The organism is Allohahella sp. A8, assembly GCF_047946665.1.
GTDB lineage: Bacteria > Pseudomonadota > Gammaproteobacteria > Pseudomonadales > Oleiphilaceae > Allohahella.
The window spans coordinates 1,978,504-1,996,622 of the sequence record NZ_CP172312.1; the positions used below are offsets into that span (position 1 = coordinate 1,978,504).

Below are 18,119 nucleotides of genomic sequence, written 5' to 3' on the forward strand. Positions count from 1 at the left end.
TACTGGCCGTATTTAAATTCAAATGGCGGCAGAATTCAAACAAACGTTTGTTTGAATTTCGAATTCCGCTATCATGAGGCCGAATTTTCTAGAGGAGATTGCTTGTGGAACGTGAGTCAATGGAGTTCGACGTACTCATTGTCGGTGCAGGTCCAGCCGGACTCTCCACGGCCTGCAGATTATTGCAGCGTGCCAAGGATGCCGGCAAGGAACTGACAGTCTGTGTGGTCGAAAAAGGCTCTGAGGTCGGCGCTCATATCATGGCAGGCACCGTCTTCGAGCCAACAGCTCTGAACGAGCTGTTCCCCAACTGGAAAGAGCTCGGCGCACCGCTGAACACGCCGGTCGACCATGACGAGATTTTCTACCTTCGCAGTCAGGATTCGGCCATCCAGTTTCCGAACATGCTTGTGCCAAAGAACATGCACAACGAAGGCAACTACATCATCAGCCTCGGCAACCTCTGCCGCTGGCTGGCTGAGCGCGCGGAGGAACTTGGCGCCGAAGTCTATCCGGGCTTCCCGGCTGCAGACATCCTGTACAACGATGACGGCAGCGTAAAGGGTGTCCTGACCGGTGACATGGGCGTAGGCCGTGATGGCGAACCTACCGACAGCTTCACGCCAGGCATGGAACTTCACGCCAAGTACACGATTTTCTCCGAGGGCTCGCGCGGCCACCTCGGCAAGCGCCTGATGGCGAAGTTCAATCTCAATGAAGGCAAGGATCCGCAGCACTACGGCATCGGCATCAAGGAGCTCTGGGACGTGCCGGCGGAACAGCACAAGCCGGGCCTCGTGGTTCATACGACTGGCTGGCCCCTTACCGAAAGCGGCTCCACAGGCGGATCGTTTCTGTATCACCTGGAGAATGGGCAGGTCTATGTCGGCCTGATTACCGACCTGAGTTACTACAACCCACACCTTTCGCCGTTCGATGAGTTCCAGCGCCTTAAGCTGCACCCGGAAATCAGGAAGCACATCGAAGGCGGTAAGCGCGTGTCTTACGGGGCTCGTGCCATCACCAAAGGTGGCTTCAACGCACTGCCAAAGATGACTTTCCCGGGCGGTCTGCTCATTGGCTGTGACGCCGGCACGCTCAACTTCTCCAAGATCAAGGGCGCTCACTGTGCGATGAAGTCAGGCATTATTGCTGCTGACACACTCGTCGATGCGCTGGTCAAGGACGATGTTGGCGGCAAGGAACTGGTCGCCTACACCGAGAACTTCAAGAATTCATGGCTGTATAAAGAGCTGTATGACGAGCGCAACTTCGGCCCGGGCATGCACAAGTTCGGCAATTTCCTCGGTGGCGCCCTGGCCTTCTTCGAGCAGAACATTCTGCATCGCAGCCTGCCGCTGACCATCCGCGATATGGTACCGGATCACGAAACCCTGCGACCTGCAGACAGCTGCAAGCGCATGGAGTATCCGAAGCCGGACAACAAGCTCACCTTCGACAAGCTGACATCGGTATTCATCTCGAATACCAACCATGAAGAAGAGCAGCCTGTACACCTGAAGCTGAAAGATCCTTCTGTGCCTATCGAGTACAACCTGCCGAAGTACAACGAGCCTGCGCAGCGCTACTGCCCTGCCGGCGTGTATGAGGTGGTTGCACAGGATGATGGCAGCAAGCGCTTCCAGATCAACGCGCAGAACTGTGTGCACTGCAAGACCTGCGATATCAAGGATCCTACCCAGAATATTACCTGGGTAACGCCTGAAGGTGGTGGCGGTCCGAACTACCCCAACATGTAGCCTGACCGGACTGCATGAAAAAGGCCCTGCGTACAGCGATGTACCAGGGCCTTTTTATTTGGCAGCTACTCGAATCGGAAGTGATGCGCTCAGGCTTCGATCGGCCCCAGCACATGCGATCTGCCACCACTGCGCACCACCGCACAGGCTCTCCCGCCAATATCTTCAACAGTCGATAGCTCCGTCAACTGATAAAAGACGGATCGACTCAGACGCGCACGAAGACTGCGATGCAGTGTGAGATATGGCACGCCGTCGTGAAGCTCAAAGGTGCGTGAAGCATCGAGAACGACAGCGGGCGCGTAGTCCGGCTGCAATGCCAGGAACTCAGTGCCATTTTCGCTTAGTCTGTGGAAGGTCAGTATCTGGAATGGCGCATCAGCAACCTCGATGCGGGCCTTTTCGACCGGCGTCGTCAGGTAGTGCTGGCCATCTTCACAGGACATGATACGACCAAATACCTGTCTGGTCGGCTCACGTGTAAGTGGTGCCCCCCGGTAGTGCCATGTATTGTCTGCCGAAATTTCCAGCGGTAGATCATAAACGCGCTCGGGATGCCAGCGCTCAACTGGATACGGGTCGAGTGCAGCGGGCGCATCGTCACCGACCTGTTGAGCCTGCTCCGCCAGCAACCGTTTGATATCGATGTCGGGAACCTGACTCATTCATCGGCCTTTAGAAAATGGGCTGGCGCCGCCGCGCAACCAGCAGCAAGATGCTGATAAGTGTCTGCATCAGGGAATCGGTAGCGGCGAATTTCAGCAGTAGCAAATGCACGGCCATCAGTCTTCGCACCCTCGAGACAGTGGCCGTCGAGCAGCGCCACGACCGGCATATGACAGACCACAAGAAAATGTTGGTTGGGATATTTTGTAAACACCGCCGACAGGCTATCTATGGCATCCTGGAGGGAGTCTTCCGGCGTGATACCATCGATGGTCAAGGCGTCCCGGGAAACGCAGTCTGCCTGCTGCATCACGAGCTCTGCAGTCTCTCGCGCTCTTAAGTAGGTGCTTTGAATAATCCGGTAAGCCGGCACCGGGCCAGCCTGATCGCGAAAAAATGCATCGAGCGCTCTACCCTGACGCTCGGCCTGCCGTGCACCTCTCGAGGTCAGCTCACGTTCTTCGTCCGTGATACCGTAGGCCTCGGCCTGACCGTGACGCATCAAAAGAAATTCTTGAACTGCCAATGGGAACTCCTGTTATCTGAAGCTTAGTTGCCCGGAGCGGCATCTGAGCCGCTTCTCGGCAGAATGAATTCAACGTCGCTATTTTGCCCCCTCGCCATAAGACTGCGAAGAACCTTATCGACTGGGACCTGCTCATAAAGAATGGCGTAGAGACCGAAGGCCAGCGGCATATCGATGCCCATGGCCCGCGCACGTTCCGCGACGAGGCGTGTCGTATTCACACCCTCCGCCACTTGCCCGAGCGATGATACGATCGATTCGACCGATTCGTGCTGGCCCAGCGAATAGCCCACTCTGTAGTTACGACTCAAGGGTGAGGAACAGGTCACGACCAGGTCGCCCACCCCCGCCAATCCGAGGAAAGTCATCGGGTTCGCACCCATGCGCACCGCGAAGCGGCTCATTTCGGCAAGGCTGCGGGTAATAAGCATCGCCTTGGTGTTTTCACCCAGACTCAGGGCCGCTGCCATTCCAGCGATGATGGCGTAGATATTTTTGAGCGCTCCAGCGAGCTCGACGCCGAACACGTCACTGTTCTCGTAGACCCTGAAGGAATCACAGCCCAGTACGGCTTGAGTCGCTGCACGAAGCGCAGCACTCTCGCTGGCTATGACTGTTGCCGTAGGCACTTGCGCAGCGACTTCCCGCGCCAGATTTGGTCCACTCAGCACCCCCGTAAGACAACCTGGTACCGTGCTGGCGAGGATGCCACTCATGAACTGAAACCCAGGCTGGGCTATGCCCTTGGTAAGAGAAATCCAGAACTGCCCAGGGTGGGCAAAGGCAGCCGCATCGCCGCAGACAGCCTGAAAGTGCTCGCTTGGTATCGCCACCATAACAAGTTCGGCATCGCGCACCGCCTCTTCCAAGAAGGTGGTTGCCTTCAGGTCTGGCGACAAGGCCGTGTCAGGGAGATATTTCTCATTACTGTGGCGCGTGTTGATTTCGGTGACCACATCACCGTCACGAATCCACTGAATTGTTTCCAGGACCTGGGGGTTCGCAGCCGCAATAGTCGCCATAGCGGTGCCGAAGCTGCCGCCGCCGAGAATGCAGACTTTGGAGATCGGCGCCGGCATTGTCTTATCAGGAGCCATGGCGCCCGAGCGTCGCCCAGCGGCTTTCGTTCTCTGCCTGATCACACTCCAGCGCAGCTACGAGATCACGAAAGGTTTCCTTGTTCGCATCATTGATCTCCATCAGCGTGAGGTGGGCGGCAAGCACCTTCTGTCGCACTTCATCCTCACTGGCCTGAAGAATTGGAATCTCGAGCAGATCGCTCGCGTGGGCAGCGGCCTTGCTGACGATCACAAACAGATCATCCAGCCCCATGGTCATGATCAACCTGGTAACGTCGGCATTGACCGATATGATGGTCGGCAGTATGCGATCCCGCTCCCTGGCGAACAGCCCGATCTTGGCGATAAGGCCGAGCGTGGTACTGTCCACGACAGTGGTTTCGGTGAGATCCACAATAACCGTGACGAAGCCTTCGTCAGCCTGCATGCGTTCGATTACGCGATCAAGTGTAGAACAGAGGTTCAGCCGGATCTCGCCTACAAACTTGATGACGTAGACGCCACGCTTCTCTGCCTGAAGAATCTTGAAGCCGGGATTTACAACCATCATTAAACCAGCGTTTCGGTGATGGAGACGATGGCGATGTCGTCAGGGATCTCTGACAGGGCATCGAGCTGAAAAACCGACTCCAGTTCGCCGATAGTGTGGCCCGATGAACGCACTCTTTCAAGCATCAACGCTTCCTTGGCATCAAGCGAGGGCGCATCAAGCACTTCAAACAGGCCATCCGAGACGATAATGATTGAAAAACCTGGCGGCAGGGGGCGCTCGAAAGTCTTGTAGTGGGCCTGAGCCATCAGCCCCACGGGAGCGCCGCGTCCTTCAAGAAATGAACAGTCCTTGCCGTCACAGAACACTGGCATTGGATAGTGGGCGCCAACAGAATAGGTCAGCATGCGTTTTTCAGTATCGATGATGCCAGCGAACATCGTGAGATGCTTGCCCAGATCGGTCTCCAACAATTCACTGTTCACTCGCGCCAACAGGCGTTCTGGATGCAGGATATCGTCGCTCGACTGGCGGCGGATATTGCGCTGCAGGCGGTTGCTGAGGTTCTTGAGCAAAACAGTGACGAAGGCCGAGGAAGCGCCGTGCCCGGACACGTCGGCGAAATAGAACCCCACACGATGTTGATCGATGTGATAGTAATCGAAGAAATCGCCACTGAGATACAGCGAGGGCTTGATACAGTGGTCGATACTGATCTTGCCAAAACGCAGGCCTTTCTCCGGCAGCATCTTCATCTGTACCTGCCGTCCGGCTCGTTGGTCCGCCCTGAGCTCATCCAGATTGTATTTGAATTCTGAAACGGTTCTCTCGAGATCCTGTCGATAGCGCTTGGATTGCTTGAACAGACGGACCCGCTCGAGCTGCCGCGCCAGCGCTTCATCGAGCGCAGTGATGTCAAGGGCAACCTTGGAAACGACATCTGCGGCACCGGCCCGAAGTGTTTCCAGAATATGATCGGTAGAAATGGGATTGGTGAGAACGACGACAGGTGGACGCGGCTCGAAGGGCTCGAGAAAATCGGTCAGCCATGCCACACCCTCGGGCATAAGGTCGCCGATAATGACATCGGGGCGTTGATTCGCAGGCATTTCCGCACACGATTCTGGCGTGGCGGCAGCAGTGACTTCGAAACCCTGGGCAGCAAAGTGTTCAACTAGCCAGCCTGAGGACCTTGAGTCCGCATCGATGACCAGTAAGTGCTCTTTGCTTTGTATCACGATTTGTCCGAGGTCACGATGAATGCAATAGCTTCCCTACCCACAGATTTCTCTTCCATCCAGACCCTCCTGCTGCGTAGCCTACAGTCTAGGTTAGTCCCGGCAGCCGGCATTGTCGTTGTTATAGAATTCCATTACCAGAGGCTAGGTAAAAAAGTTAGAGTGATCATACTAAAAGACCCATCACCAACCGATAAGCACTACTGACTATGATGCACACCCGTTCTTCTCCCCGTTTCGAGCTGCTTGGCCTTCGGGATCGTCTGATCATGGACCCCGTCCATGGCGGCATCGCGCTCAGCGAAATCGAGGTGGCGATTATCGACCACCCCCTGTTTCAACGACTTCGCTACATCTGTCAGAACGATATACTGTCATTGGTTTTTCCCGGCGCTACCCACTCACGTTTCCTGCATAGCATCGGCACCATGCACGTGGGCCATCGAATATTCAGTCAGCTCCTGGAAAACGCTCTGGCCGAGAGGGTAAAACAGCACGGTCAGGCCTACGACTTGAGTGAAAGCCAGCTTGGCGCGCTGCACTTTTTCACCCAGATCGTGCGATTGGCCTGCCTGCTCCACGACTGCGGCCACAGCAGCTTCTCTCATCAGTTCTCACGCGCTGAGTCGATTCACAAGCTTTTCGCTGACGGCAAGGCGGTGAAGACACTCTGGGAAGGCATCGACACGACGAAATTATTCGGAAGGCCGCCGGAAAAGATTGTCCATGAGCATTTTTCAGTGCGGTGTGCGATGGCCATTTTCCAAGATAGCCTGCCTGCATCAGCGGACTTCACCATGGACGATGTGCTTTGCCTGATGGAAACGACCGCGATACAGCCCAGCGAAGCGTTCATGGCGGCAACAGCTGCAATCTGGCCGGTGCTCACCGGTGATGCAGAGGGCACGCTATCCTCTCAGGACGCGCTAGACAATGCTGCCCGTCATCTCATCGAGACATTGGGGCTGGTGGTATCTGGCGAGTTCGATGCTGACCGAGCGGACTACATGCTCCGGGACGGCTTCCATTCGTCGGTCACGATCGGCGGCTTCAATATCGATCATCTCCTCAAAAATCTTCATATTGGCTGGGATTCCAAGGCGAACTGGATGGGTTTTGCTGTCACTGGCAACGGCCTCGGCGCGCTTGAAGACTTCGTCTACAGCCGCTATCAGATGTACCGGAAGGTCTATGGTCACAAGACGTCCCAAGGCTTCGATCTCATTCTCAAGCACGCAATCAATGAGGTCATGGCCGACAGTGAGGTGTCAGACTTTGTCTACGACTGCCTCACGGACATTCAGGAGTTCCGCCATTTGACCGACAATTATTTCTGGGAACAGTTCAGGCGGTTCGCACGCACGAACCCGAATTCATGGTCGGAGCGCATCATAAACCGACGGCGACTGAAGCATCTTCGTACCGTTCAGGATGCGGACGCGGAAACCCTGAAAACCCTCTCCAGAACGCTCGACGACGAGCTTGGCATCGAGGCCGGTAATGGCGTCCTGCACTGCACCCTCAAGGCTCGCTTCTCCAAGATAGGCAGTGGCTATCGTGAAATCCGAGTGTTGAACAAGCGGACCGGCACGTACTCGGACATCACACACCAGAGCGACTTTTTCAGTAAATTCAGGGATGTATCAATCACCCACTTTTACCGGGAACCCTGAGCAGTCGGCTGCTCTCGTGCACCTGTCGGCTGCTGGTGGTACTGTAGCGAAATCCGGTGGGTGCAGGGCCGCTTCCGCCGACTTCTGGTATTGAATTTATGGCAGGTATGAAAACGAGAGAACGCATTGCGATGGCGAGCCTGTCGCTGTTCAATCATTTTGGCGAGCCCAACGTCACCACACTACAGATTGCCGACGAACTGAATATCAGCCCTGGCAACCTGTACTACCACTTCAAGAACAAGACCGAAATCATCAATGACCTCTTTGGCCGTTTCGAGCGTCAGATGCTGAACCTGATCAGCGCGCCCGACGCCGAGGTCTCCATTGATGACTACTGGATAGTCCTGCACCTGGTGTTCGAATGTATTGCCGAATACCAGTTCCTGTACAAGGATCTGGTCAATATCCTGCAACGCTACGAACGCATAGCGCCTCGATTCCGCAAGATACTGAATCGAAAACTGGCCGTCACCCACAGTGTTCTGCAACGCCTGAAAGAGCGGCATGTCATCGACGCAGCAGATTCAGAGCTTGCGGCCTTGGCCCACAACGTCGTACTCACCCTGACCTGGTGGCCCAGCTACGATGTCGTCACGGCGAAACTGCCGCAGGAAATGGATCTGAACAGGGGTATAGCGCAGACGATCAGCCAGGTGGCCCCGTACCTGCGTGAAGCAGAGCGTGCCGAAGTTCTGGCCCTGAGTCGCGAATATCTGGCGACTGCTCCCGGAGGCAGTCCTGAACGGGAAGTCTAGAAGCGTCTGATGGCTGGGATTGCTGTCAGGACCTGCCGGATGGCTTGCGTTGGTCAGCGCGAGCGCCGTTCTTGACTTTGCTCTTGCTCGAGCGCTTGTCATTGTCGTCGCCCGCGTCTTCGGGATCGCGCAATCCGTCCCCATGCTCGGCCAGTGACAGTGCTATGACTGCTGCTCTCAATTTGGCCACTTCAACGCGGAGCTGATCAATCTCCTTCTGGGTCGGAATGCCAAGACGAACGAGTGTTTTCGATACCCGCTGATCAAATACGGATTCGAGCCTGTCCCAGGTGGTGTTCGCGCGGTCCTTCACTTCCTCCACGCGACCTTCGACTACACGTATCTGTTTTTCAACGACGCCGCGGGTCTTGCGCTCGAGCTCTTCACCTTCCTGAACCAGCTTGTCGAAGACCTTGCCCGCGTCTTCCTCGGCTTTGTTGAACGCGCCCAGACCGGCTAACCAGATCTGCTGCGCAGAGTCCTTTATTCGGCCCGAAAGCTGTTTGAGAGGGTCCTGTTCAGACATGGTATTCTCCTGCTACCTGAGCGGCTGGCGTTGGTGTTGCTGACCGTACCGAATAACTGTCAGTATAGTCCATTCTTATTTCAGTCGGATGACCTGGTGCAGTCGAACAAGCGGTTCCTGAATTTCAGTATCGAACATCTGAGGTCGAGCAGGCAAGGTTTCTGGTTTGCGCTCGACCTGGTCATGCTGCTCCTGTTGAGCCTTAACCTCTTTCTCATCATTGTCGATTCGGTCTATCGAATAGGCACGAGCGATGAGCTGATAGCCACTTATTTCCCAGCCTTATCCCCCGCTCTGGAATATCTGCGGGAAAACTTTCTCTTCATCGACCTCTGCTTTGTCGCGATCTTCCTCAGTGAATTCTGCCTGCGCTGGGCAGTCTCGGTACGCAACAGTGATTATGCCCGCTGGTTCTACTATCCCGTCATACACTGGTACGACCTGGTCGGCTGTATTCCACTAGGCGGCGCACGACTACTGCGCTTTCTGCGGGTATTTTCCATCATCCATCGCCTGCAGAAATACCGCATTATCGATGTACGCCAGACCGCCATTTACAGGTTCTGCCTGTTCTACTACGAGGCGCTACTGGAGGAATTGAGCGATCGGGTCGTCATCAAGGTCATTAATGGGATACAGGAGGATATCCGTAGTGATGAGACACTGACCCGACGAGCCGTTGAAGAGCTTGTGAAGCCCCGACTCGACAAACTGCTGATTTCTGCCAAGGCGGTCACCAGCAGCATAGCGGGTGCCATGAAATCAGACGTCGACCATCCGTTTTCCGAAAAGCTCAGGTCCAGTGTAATTGCCGCCATGCAGAATAACGCCGAACTCAAGCGGCTCAGCACAATACCCATGATCGGTGAGCAGCTGAGCGATACACTTGAAGACGCCGTGGCCGAAGTGGTCATCGACAGTATCGCCTGTCTTATCGATGAATTCCCCGAACTGCTCAAGGAGGATAGTCTCCGCGCAAGCCTCCGAACCAGCGACGCCAGCTGGGAAGCCCTGGACGCTATACTGCTGAACCTCATCGATGACGTTCTCGAGTTCGCCAAGCAGCAGGTCGCCACACAGAAATGGAAACAGCAGCTGTGAAGCTTTTTTTGAACCTCATCATACACTTGTAAGCAGCTGCGTTATATCATGCCGGTCCATGATCACGGATTGATTCCCATTCAGATCGCCGTCAGGCAAAAGGTAAGCAATGAGAACTCGTACCTGGCTTAAGCGACAGCTTGTTTCAAAGGAACTTGACAAGCAGTTCGATGCCATAGAGAAGCCCGTTGGTTCCATGGGCTACGACCCCTGGGGCTTCAACCGGGACACCAACAAGATTGCTGCCGCGATTTTCAGCCCTCTTTTCAGACGTTATTTTCGTGTGGAAACGACCGGCATCGAAAGGGTTCCGGCGACCGGACCAGTGCTGCTCGTGGCGAATCACAGCGGACAATTACCCATCGATGGCGTGTTGATCGGGTTCAGTATGGCGACGCGTCAGGTGAACCCGCGGCTGCCGCGCGCCATGGTGGAGCGCTTTTTCGGTACGGTGCCGTTCCTTGGCAATCTGCTGAACCAGATGGGCGGCGTGCTGGGCGACCCCGTAAATTGTGCCTCCATGCTTGATCAGGGCGAGGCCGTCATAGTGTTTCCCGAGGGCGTACGCGGTTCCGGAAAGCCCTGGGGCAAGCGATATCAATTACAGCATTTCGGCGAAGGCTTCGTTCACCTGGCGATGAAGTACAAGGCCCCGATCATTCCAATCGGCGTCATCGGGTGCGAAGAAACGATTCCCTCATTAACCAGTCTCAGACCTCTGGCCAAGCTCCTTGGCTTGCCCTATGTGCCGGTCTGCCTGCCGGCCGTGCTGCCTGCAAAGGTTCACATTCATTACGGTGAACCCATCGTGTTTGCCGATGACGATGCCGACGAAAGCGAGATTGGCGCCAGGGCCAGAATAGTCAAGAATGCCATCGATTCCTTGCTCCGCGAAGGTCTCACAGCCCGCAAATCCATTTTCTTCTGAGCGGAGAGCTCAATCCCATGTCGAATTCAGTGCGACCGCGCGCCACATCCAACACTCAGCCGCCTCGCAGGAAGCCGGTGGTACTGATCACGGGCGCCGCGGGCGCCCTTGCGCAGCGCGTCATCGAAAATCTCCTGCCACGTTATGAGGTCGTCGCCGTTGATTTCCGTGAGCAGGTTTATCACTGTAGCGGCGTTCAGAGCTACTGCATCGACATCAACAAGCGACGCTTTGAAGACCTGTTCAGGAAGCACGACATTGCCGGCGTCATCCATATGGGCAGGGTAATGAGCAGTGAGGAACCCAGAAATCGCCGCTACAACTCCAATGTGCTCGGCACAGCAAAACTGTTCAAATTGTGTGAAAAGTACAAGGTTAACAGGGTGGTCATTCTGTCGACGTTTCACGTCTATGGCGCAAACGCCTATAACCCGGCCATGCTTGACGAATCTGCACCGTTGAAAGCGGCAGAGCTCACCATGGACCTGATCGACTCGGTAGAGCTTGAGAACCTTGCCCACATCTACCTCTGGCGCTGCCCTACCCTCAACGTCACGATACTGAGACCCTGCAATATCGTGGGGCCGGGCATTCGCAACACCATCGCCAATCTGCTCTCTTCGCGGGTATGCCCAGTGCTCACGGGCTTCTCACCGATGATGCAGTTCATCCATATTGACGACATGGCAGAGGCCATCACGCTTGCCTATCGCAAGAACAAGAAAGGCATCTATAACGTAGCCACTCCGGATTGGGTGGGCTTTCAGGATGCGGTCACAGCATGTGGCTGCCTGCGCATGCCAATTCCTTCGATCCCACCCTTCCTCGCCAGGCAACTACTCGCGCTGATGCCTGGCCACCCCCTGCCGCCCTATCTGGTGAATTACTTCAAGTACCCGGTCGTACTCGATCATCGGCACTTCGAGAAGACTTTCGGTTTCGAAGCAAAGTACTCGCTGAAAGAAATTTTCAGATATTATCGATCAGTGAAGCATTGAGCCTGCTCGCTCGATCGCGCCTGTGGGTCAGCTGTTCGTGATGTATACATGACTATAGATTTCGCCTCCGTCACGCTGGCCATGGCCGCGATGGCTTATTTGTTCATATTCGGTCTGCTGGTATCCAGACCGCTCTCGACCAAGGCAGACAAGGCGCTTTTGCTAGCGCTGCTTTGCAACAGCGTATGGCTGATGGTGCTCACCTCCCAAGCGTTAAGTGGCGAGCCTGGCTACGAATATCGCTATAGCCTCGAGATCATTCGCAACGGGGGATGGATTGCCCTGTTCTCGGTGATTCTTGGGGTCAGCGTCAGGAAAATTCGTAAAGGCGCGACCATTACCATCAGCTGGTTTCTGCTCGGGCTCTTGATACTCTTGGCCACGCTGGGTGCGGACGCAATCTCAAGACTATTGGAAGCCCCAGAGCTGATTCCTACGGCGCTGGTTCCTGTAGGACAGGTACTCATCGCCATTGGAGGACTGGTACTTGTCGAGCAACTCTGGCGCAACAGCGACCAGAATGCGATGAACCACACCAAATACCTGTGCATCGGCGCCGGCGCAATATTCGGCTACGACTTTTTCCTGTATGCCGATGCCATCCTGTTCAGTCGCATATCGCCCGCTCTCTGGGAAGCTCGGGGCGCCATAAATCTGCTCAGCAGCCCACTCTTTGGCGTTGCCCTGGTGGCGCGGGGTCGTAACAGATTCGATGTGCGCATTTCGCGGAAGATGGTATTCCATACCTCAGTAATCGTCTTCACCGCCCTCTACCTCATGTTGATGGCAATCGGCGGCTACTATATCAACGCCCTTGGTGGAACATGGTCGAAAGCCGTTCTGATCACGCTCCTGTTCTTCTTCACACTGCTGCTGATCGTTGCCGGCTCCTCACATCGCATCCGTGCACGGCTGCTGGTTTTTGTCACACGGCATTTCTTCAATTACAAATATGACTATCGCGAAGAGTGGCTGAAAGTCACCCGCGATCTCACCACCTTCGACTCGGACCCTGATCTGAGTCAGTCAGTGGTGCGCATCATCTGCTCGCTGGTCCACAGTAGCGCGGGCGCGCTCTGGCTCAGAGACGAACATAATCACTATGCTCAGCAGGCAGCATGGAACTGTCAGCGTTTGCGTCACCACCAGATCGACGTTACCTCAGAACTGGTTGACTATATGACGCAGCACGAATGGATCGTAAACCTGCGGGAGTACCGGGAAGATCCGACACTCTACAACCTGATGGAACTGCCAGACCCCATAGAGCAGTACCCGAAAGGCTGGCTGGTGGTGCCGCTCTATGTTCGCGAACAACTCTTCGGCTTCGTGCTGGTGCTCAAGGCCGACATGCACGTGGATCTCAACTGGGAGAATTATGATCTGCTGAAGACGGTTGCACGTCAGGCCGGCAGCTATCTGGCCATGCTGGAAGCGCAGGACGACCTTTCCGAAGCCAAGCAATTTGATGCTGTCAATCGCACATCTGCCTTCCTGATCCACGATCTCAAAACCATTATCGCCCAGCTCTCGCTCCTGGTGAAAAACGCGGCCAAACATCGTCATAATCCCCAGTTCATCGATGATATGATTCATACTTCGGAGCACGCGCTTGGCAAGATGAACAACCTGCTGCAGCAGATCCGCAACCCGGTCAGCCGTGACACTGTGGTGCGGGTAGATATTGCAGCCTTGATAGCGCAGGCCTTCGAGCAGGTCGCCCGCCGCCAGCCTCGCCCGAAACTTGACGGTCCAACAGGCAGTCTGTATGTAGAGGCGGACAGGGAAAAATTGTTGGCTGTTTTCGTTCATCTTCTGCACAACGCGCAGGATGCAACAGCCAAGACCGGCGAAATTATCGTATCTCTCAAGCAAAGCCCGGGCTGGATCGTCATATTTATCCAGGATACCGGGTCAGGCATGAGTGATGAATTTATCAAGACCCAGCTGTTCAAGCCGTTCGAGAGCACCAAGGGGCTGAGCGGCATGGGCATAGGCGTGTATCAGAGCAAGGAATATGTGCGCAAGCTGGGCGGCGCCATCGACGTGACCAGTGAGCTTGGTGTCGGTAGCTGTTTCACGATCAAGTTGCCAGCCGTAGAGCCGGAATGAGCATGGCCGGAGACTCGGACTATGCTGTAAGCTGCCGAACATCAGGAAACGGGAAGACAATGCAGAAAAAATTGTTGATCATCGAAGACGATCCGGGTCTGCAGAGCCAGATGCGCTGGTGCTTCGCAGAGGATGTCGAAGTCATTCTGGCGCAGGATCATGAAACCGCCATCGCGGCCCTGCGTCGGCACGAGCCGCAGGTCATTACGCTTGATCTCGGCCTACCGCCGGACCCAGGCGGGTCCAGCGTCGGGTTCCAGCTCCTGCATGATCTCCTTCAACTAGCGCCTTCAACACGGATCATCGTCGTCACCGGGCGTGAAGAACGGGAGAACGCAGTAAAGGCGATAGCCAACGGTGCAAGTGACTTCTATCAGAAGCCTTTGGATGGCGACATCCTCGCCTTCGTGGTGGAGCGGGCCTTCAGACTGTATTCACTCGAGCGGGAGCATGAGGAAAAGCAGCAGCGACACAGTGCTTCCAGCCTCAAAGGCATCGTAGCTTCGAGTCCGCAGATGCTCGAAATCTGTAGAACCGTTGAAAAAATAGCACCCGCTGATGTCACTACGCTGATTCTTGGCGAAACGGGTACGGGCAAGGAAGTGCTAGCCAAGGCCATACACCAGCTGAGCAGCCGTGCGGCAAACACCTTTCAGGCCATCAATTGCGCCGCCATCCCGGAGAACCTGCTCGAGAGTGAGCTGTTCGGCTATGAAAAAGGCGCGTTTACCGGCGCCAGCGCGCAGAAGAAGGGTAAAGTCGAGCAAGCAGATGGCGGCACACTTTTTCTTGACGAAATTGGCGACATGCCGATGCCCCTGCAAGCCAAACTGTTGCGCTTTTTGCAGGAGCGCGTCATTGAACGTGTGGGTGGCATGAAAGAGATCCCGGTCGATGTCAGAGTTGTTTGTGCCACACACCAGAATATTCAGACACTTATCAGCGAAGGCCGTTTTCGTGAGGACCTCTTTTACCGTGTCAGCGAAATTACGCTGCGCACGCCGCCGCTGCGCGAAAGGAGCGGCGATGCTGTAGTCATCGCCAAATATCTGCTTGAGCAATACTGTAAGTCGATGGACAAGCCGAACATGTCCCTATCGAGTGGCGCCGTGCTAGCCATTCAGAATCATAAGTGGCCTGGCAATGTCAGGGAGCTGATCAACAAGATCAAACGCGCAGTTATCATGGCAGACGGTAAGAAAATACAAGCGTCTGACCTGGAACTGAACGAGCATGATGCGGGATCCCCCGACGCACTGAATCTTCGCCAGGTCCGTGAAACTGCTGAGAAGAACGCCATTCTTCACGCCCTGGAGCTTTCGGGCCACAACATGGCACAAGCATCGCGTTTACTGGGCGTAACCCGGCCCACTCTCTACAATATGACGGACAAGTACAATATCCACACGCAATCCAACTGAGGTCTGCAATCTCGCAGGGCGTTATCTATGAAGCAAATGTTCGACAAACGGAATTTCAAGGCCAAGGCATTCGGCCATTCAGCCAGCCGAAACGCGCTGAAAGTCTGTATTGCATCATTCATCATCCTGATTTTTTCAGGCTGTGAGAGCAATGAGGAAAAGGCTCTGAAGCGCGCCCAGGTGCAATTCGCCAGCCATATAGATCAGGCCAGCTTCTTCATGAACCAGGGCCAGCTCAAGGCGGCGATGCTCGAAGCGCAGAACGCCAGAAAGCTCCTGCCGACCAAACCAGAGCCTTATCTGCTGATGGCAGACGCGCTGCTCACTACCGGTGATGCGCGGCAGGCTCAACAGGTCTATCAGGAAATACTGGGCGGCGACGAAGCCAAGCCACAGAGCGGTGCTGTGAAGATTGAGACCGAACAGTCCGATCTGAACAGCGCGCGGCTTGGTATGGCGCGAACGCAGATGTTGCTGGGCGACATCGAGGCCGCCACCAAGGTACTCGACGAACTCGAGGAAGCCACTGCAGAACAGCAGGCTGCAGCACTGGTCCTTCGCGGTAATCTCGCTCTAGCCCGGCGTGAGCTCACCGATTCGGAGAATTTTTATTCTCAGGCGATCGAGAAGGATGCCGCCAGTATCGATGCCTACATCGGACTCTCAAAAGTCTCCTTCATCAAGGAAGACATGAATGCTGCCGGCGACGCTATCGCCAAAGCCGAAAGCATAAAAGCTGACTCCTCCGAACTCTGGTTGTGGAAAGCACAGTTCGCTGCGGCACAGAATCGTTTCGCAGAAGCTGAGACGGCGTATATCAAGGCGCTGGAGAAGATTGGTCAGTACGATGTCATGACCATGCAGAAGTTCCAGACCATTTCTCAACTTGTCGAAGCGCTGCGTGCCCAAAGCAAGTTTGCCGAAGCATTCACTTACCAGGAAATTCTCGACAAGTCTGGGCCTGGCAATATCCGTTCGAATTACGAACAGGCGCTCGAAGCAATACAGGCCAATGACCTGGATAAGGCAGAGGGTCTGCTCATGAGCATTCTGGAGTCTGCGCCAGGCCACAAGCAGGCTGGCATCATGCTTGGTATCGTCAAGTTCCAGCAAGGAGAATGGGCGATGGCGGACATGTACCTGAGCCAGTATGGCGGCGATAACGTGAATGATGTCGTCTCGCGAGTCATGGCGGAAACCAAGTTGCACATGAAGGAGCCTGAAGCGGCCAAAGCCTTGATGAGCGGTCTGCCACGTGAGACTAGCGACAATCTTTCGATCTACGGTATGGCGGAAATTGCCACTGGCAATCTCACAGCGGGTATAGACGCGCTCCGCAAAGCCCTCGCGCTTGACGAAGGCAACGTTGGCATTCTTGAGCAGCTCACTAAAGCCTTGCTCAAGGAGGGAAGACCGGAAGAAGCGCTTCAGGCACTTGAGCAAGCGATAGTTCGTTCACCTGGCCAGGAAAAGATCCGCTCGATGATCGTGGCCGTCCACGCAAGCCAGAAAGACTGGTCCAAAGCAGAAAAAGCCATCGAGGCATGGAAGCGCAGATCATCGAACAGCGCCCTTGCCTTCAACGCCGAAGGCGCACTGCTGATGCAGCAGGACAAAAAACAGGAAGCGATTCGGGCGCTCGAAAGAGCCAAGAAGGCTAACGAAAAACTGGCAACGCCCTACTTCAACCTCATTCGCCTATACCTTTCGCAGCAGGAAGATGCGCTGGCGCTGTCTGAAGCAAGAGCCGGTGTTCAAAGCATGCCCGCCAACATGATGATGATCCGTACCTATCTCGACTTGGCCTCGCGCCAGGAGAAACTCGAAGAAGGCATCGAGTTTCTTCGTACAGTGGCTGAGCAGGGTACCAACTCGGCCCCAAGTCTTGTCCTGGCGGAATACTACGGTCGGACCAATCAGTTCAAGGATGCCCGATCGTTTCTGAATCGTGCCCGTGAAGCTGGCGCTGATCCATCTGCCGTCGAAGGTTTGGAGCTATTGCTTGCAGAGACCGAGATCCCCTTGCTGATACAGGCGAAGCGACTGGACCAGGCCAGAAAGCTGGCGGACTCCGTCGGCTCAAGTTTTCCGTCTTCTCCTGAGGCACAGCTGCTGAGGGCGAAGGTAGAGCTCAGTGCCGGAGACGAAAAAGCAGGCTTCGATCAGCTGAGCAGGATAAACCGCAAGTATCCACAGCAGCCGATAGCATTCGAGTTCCTTGGTGACTATTACTTCACCAAGGAGTCTTTTGAGAAGGCAGTCGATGTTTATCAGAAGGCATGGCTGCGCGCCCCGAGCCAGGCGCTTGCAATCAAGATGCACCGCGCCCTGCGCGAAGCAAACTCCACAGTCAAATCTCTCGAACCACTGAAGCAGTGGCTGGAGATCAGTCCTGACAGCCCACAGGCATCGACATTGCTAGCCATGGGTTACCAGGCCGCCGGCATGAACGAGGAAGCCATAGCGCTTTATGAGAAGATCAGAAAATCACGACCGGCTGATGCAGTCGCGCTGAACAATCTGGCCTGGCTCTACTATGAGCGCAAGGATGAGCGCGCCCTCGAAGCGGCCGCTGAAGCCTATCGCCTGCGGCCGGATAACAGTGCCATAGCTGATACTTACGCGCTCGTATTGCTCCAACAGACCGACGAGACGACCAAAGCCATCGAAATACTGGAAAAAGCCGTTGCCGCTGAGCCTGAAAACGAAGAGTTGAAGAAGCATCTCGAAGAAGCCAAGGCAGCTTCAGCCAAGCGCGGCTAGTACCGCAAGACGTAAAAAGCCGCAGCTGCCTTTCTGGCGGCTGCGGCTTACTTCAAAACCGGTTCAGCTTAGATCCCACT

Annotated in this window: 15 protein-coding genes; 9 read left to right on the top strand and 6 right to left on the bottom strand. The window is 55.3% G+C overall.

Going from position 1 to position 18,119, the window contains the following annotated elements:
• Positions 1-104: 104 nt before the first annotated feature.
• Positions 105-1,760 carry an electron transfer flavoprotein-ubiquinone oxidoreductase gene (locus ACH3PB_RS08855; RefSeq protein WP_416399097.1) on the top strand — a complete coding sequence of 552 codons (1,656 nt, stop codon included), beginning with the start codon at positions 105-107 and terminating at the stop codon, positions 1,758-1,760.
• An 89-nt stretch (positions 1,761-1,849) separates the two neighbouring features.
• Here the strand turns inward: ACH3PB_RS08855 and ACH3PB_RS08860 are convergent, their stop codons facing one another.
• Genes ACH3PB_RS08860 through ACH3PB_RS08880 form a run of 5 tightly spaced genes read right to left on the bottom strand, consistent with a single transcriptional unit; the run spans position 1,850 to position 5,759 of the window.
• On the bottom strand, positions 1,850-2,425 hold the full coding sequence (locus ACH3PB_RS08860) for a DUF1285 domain-containing protein (RefSeq protein WP_416399098.1): 576 nt from the start codon (positions 2,423-2,425) through the stop codon (positions 1,850-1,852).
• Positions 2,422-2,952 carry a SixA phosphatase family protein gene (locus ACH3PB_RS08865; protein ID WP_416399099.1) on the bottom strand — a complete coding sequence of 177 codons (531 nt, stop codon included), beginning with the start codon at positions 2,950-2,952 and terminating at the stop codon, positions 2,422-2,424. Before ACH3PB_RS08865 ends, ACH3PB_RS08860 begins: the two co-directional genes overlap by 4 nt.
• A gap of 23 nt (positions 2,953-2,975) precedes the next feature.
• Positions 2,976-4,031 carry an NAD(P)H-dependent glycerol-3-phosphate dehydrogenase gene (locus ACH3PB_RS08870; RefSeq protein WP_416399100.1) on the bottom strand — a complete coding sequence of 352 codons (1,056 nt, stop codon included), beginning with the start codon at positions 4,029-4,031 and terminating at the stop codon, positions 2,976-2,978.
• A gap of 7 nt (positions 4,032-4,038) precedes the next feature.
• Positions 4,039-4,581 (bottom strand): STAS domain-containing protein, encoded by a 543-nt coding sequence (locus tag ACH3PB_RS08875; protein WP_416399101.1) that lies wholly within the window; start codon positions 4,579-4,581, stop codon positions 4,039-4,041.
• The gene (locus ACH3PB_RS08880) at positions 4,581-5,759 is read right to left on the bottom strand and encodes a PP2C family protein-serine/threonine phosphatase (protein WP_416399102.1); all 1,179 of its coding nucleotides are present in this window, start codon (positions 5,757-5,759) and stop codon (positions 4,581-4,583) included. The genes ACH3PB_RS08875 and ACH3PB_RS08880 overlap by 1 nt, the downstream gene beginning before the upstream one ends.
• 209 nt (positions 5,760-5,968) lie before the next feature.
• Between ACH3PB_RS08880 and ACH3PB_RS08885 the strand changes: the two genes are divergently transcribed.
• Together ACH3PB_RS08885 and ACH3PB_RS08890 are read left to right on the top strand one after the other, a co-directional pair.
• A complete protein-coding gene (locus tag ACH3PB_RS08885) occupies positions 5,969-7,432 on the top strand; it encodes an HD domain-containing protein (RefSeq protein WP_416399103.1) in 1,464 nt (487 codons plus the stop codon).
• A 98-nt stretch (positions 7,433-7,530) separates the two neighbouring features.
• Positions 7,531-8,190, top strand: coding sequence for a TetR/AcrR family transcriptional regulator (locus ACH3PB_RS08890; protein WP_416399104.1), 660 nt, complete (start codon positions 7,531-7,533; stop codon positions 8,188-8,190).
• Positions 8,191-8,215: 25 nt separating this feature from the next.
• Here ACH3PB_RS08890 and ACH3PB_RS08895 read toward each other — a convergent pair whose 3' ends face one another.
• On the bottom strand, positions 8,216-8,716 hold the full coding sequence (locus ACH3PB_RS08895) for a phasin family protein (protein WP_416399105.1): 501 nt from the start codon (positions 8,714-8,716) through the stop codon (positions 8,216-8,218).
• Positions 8,717-8,812: 96 nt separating this feature from the next.
• On the opposite strand from ACH3PB_RS08895, the gene ACH3PB_RS08900 reads away from it, so the two are divergent.
• The 6 genes from ACH3PB_RS08900 to ACH3PB_RS08925 all read left to right on the top strand — a co-directional run bounded on the left by ACH3PB_RS08900 (position 8,813) and on the right by ACH3PB_RS08925 (position 18,039).
• Entirely contained in the window at positions 8,813-9,817 is a 1,005-nt protein-coding gene (locus ACH3PB_RS08900) for a hypothetical protein (protein WP_416399106.1), read from the top strand.
• Between the two features lie 109 nt (positions 9,818-9,926).
• On the top strand, positions 9,927-10,745 hold the full coding sequence (locus tag ACH3PB_RS08905) for a lysophospholipid acyltransferase family protein (RefSeq protein ID WP_416399107.1): 819 nt from the start codon (positions 9,927-9,929) through the stop codon (positions 10,743-10,745).
• A 17-nt stretch (positions 10,746-10,762) separates the two neighbouring features.
• Positions 10,763-11,743, top strand: coding sequence for an SDR family oxidoreductase (locus ACH3PB_RS08910; RefSeq protein ID WP_416399108.1), 981 nt, complete (start codon positions 10,763-10,765; stop codon positions 11,741-11,743).
• A 48-nt stretch (positions 11,744-11,791) separates the two neighbouring features.
• Entirely contained in the window at positions 11,792-13,855 is a 2,064-nt protein-coding gene (prsK, locus tag ACH3PB_RS08915) for an XrtA/PEP-CTERM system histidine kinase PrsK (RefSeq protein ID WP_416399109.1), read from the top strand.
• A gap of 59 nt (positions 13,856-13,914) precedes the next feature.
• Complete coding sequence (gene prsR, locus ACH3PB_RS08920; RefSeq protein ID WP_416399110.1) at positions 13,915-15,276, top strand: PEP-CTERM-box response regulator transcription factor; 1,362 nt, start codon at positions 13,915-13,917, stop codon at positions 15,274-15,276.
• A gap of 27 nt (positions 15,277-15,303) precedes the next feature.
• The gene (locus ACH3PB_RS08925; RefSeq protein WP_416399111.1) at positions 15,304-18,039 is read left to right on the top strand and encodes a tetratricopeptide repeat protein; all 2,736 of its coding nucleotides are present in this window, start codon (positions 15,304-15,306) and stop codon (positions 18,037-18,039) included.
• Positions 18,040-18,119 lie beyond the last annotated feature (80 nt).

Excerpts from the sequence above, each read along its gene's own strand:
- ACH3PB_RS08860 (WP_416399098.1), bottom strand. The coding sequence starts at position 2,425 with ATGAGTCAGGTTCCCGACATCGATATCAAACGGTTGCTGGCGGAGCAG.
- ACH3PB_RS08870 (WP_416399100.1), bottom strand. The coding sequence starts at position 4,031 with ATGCCGGCGCCGATCTCCAAAGTCTGCATTCTCGGCGGCGGCAGCTTC.
- ACH3PB_RS08875 (WP_416399101.1), bottom strand. The coding sequence starts at position 4,581 with ATGATGGTTGTAAATCCCGGCTTCAAGATTCTTCAGGCAGAGAAGCGT.
- ACH3PB_RS08885 (WP_416399103.1), top strand. The coding sequence starts at position 5,969 with ATGATGCACACCCGTTCTTCTCCCCGTTTCGAGCTGCTTGGCCTTCGG.
- ACH3PB_RS08890 (WP_416399104.1), top strand. The coding sequence starts at position 7,531 with ATGGCAGGTATGAAAACGAGAGAACGCATTGCGATGGCGAGCCTGTCG.
- ACH3PB_RS08895 (WP_416399105.1), bottom strand. The coding sequence starts at position 8,716 with ATGTCTGAACAGGACCCTCTCAAACAGCTTTCGGGCCGAATAAAGGAC.
- ACH3PB_RS08905 (WP_416399107.1), top strand. The coding sequence starts at position 9,927 with ATGAGAACTCGTACCTGGCTTAAGCGACAGCTTGTTTCAAAGGAACTT.
- ACH3PB_RS08910 (WP_416399108.1), top strand. The coding sequence starts at position 10,763 with ATGTCGAATTCAGTGCGACCGCGCGCCACATCCAACACTCAGCCGCCT.
- prsK (WP_416399109.1), top strand. The coding sequence starts at position 11,792 with ATGACTATAGATTTCGCCTCCGTCACGCTGGCCATGGCCGCGATGGCT.
- prsR (WP_416399110.1), top strand. The coding sequence starts at position 13,915 with ATGCAGAAAAAATTGTTGATCATCGAAGACGATCCGGGTCTGCAGAGC.
- ACH3PB_RS08925 (WP_416399111.1), top strand. The coding sequence starts at position 15,304 with ATGAAGCAAATGTTCGACAAACGGAATTTCAAGGCCAAGGCATTCGGC.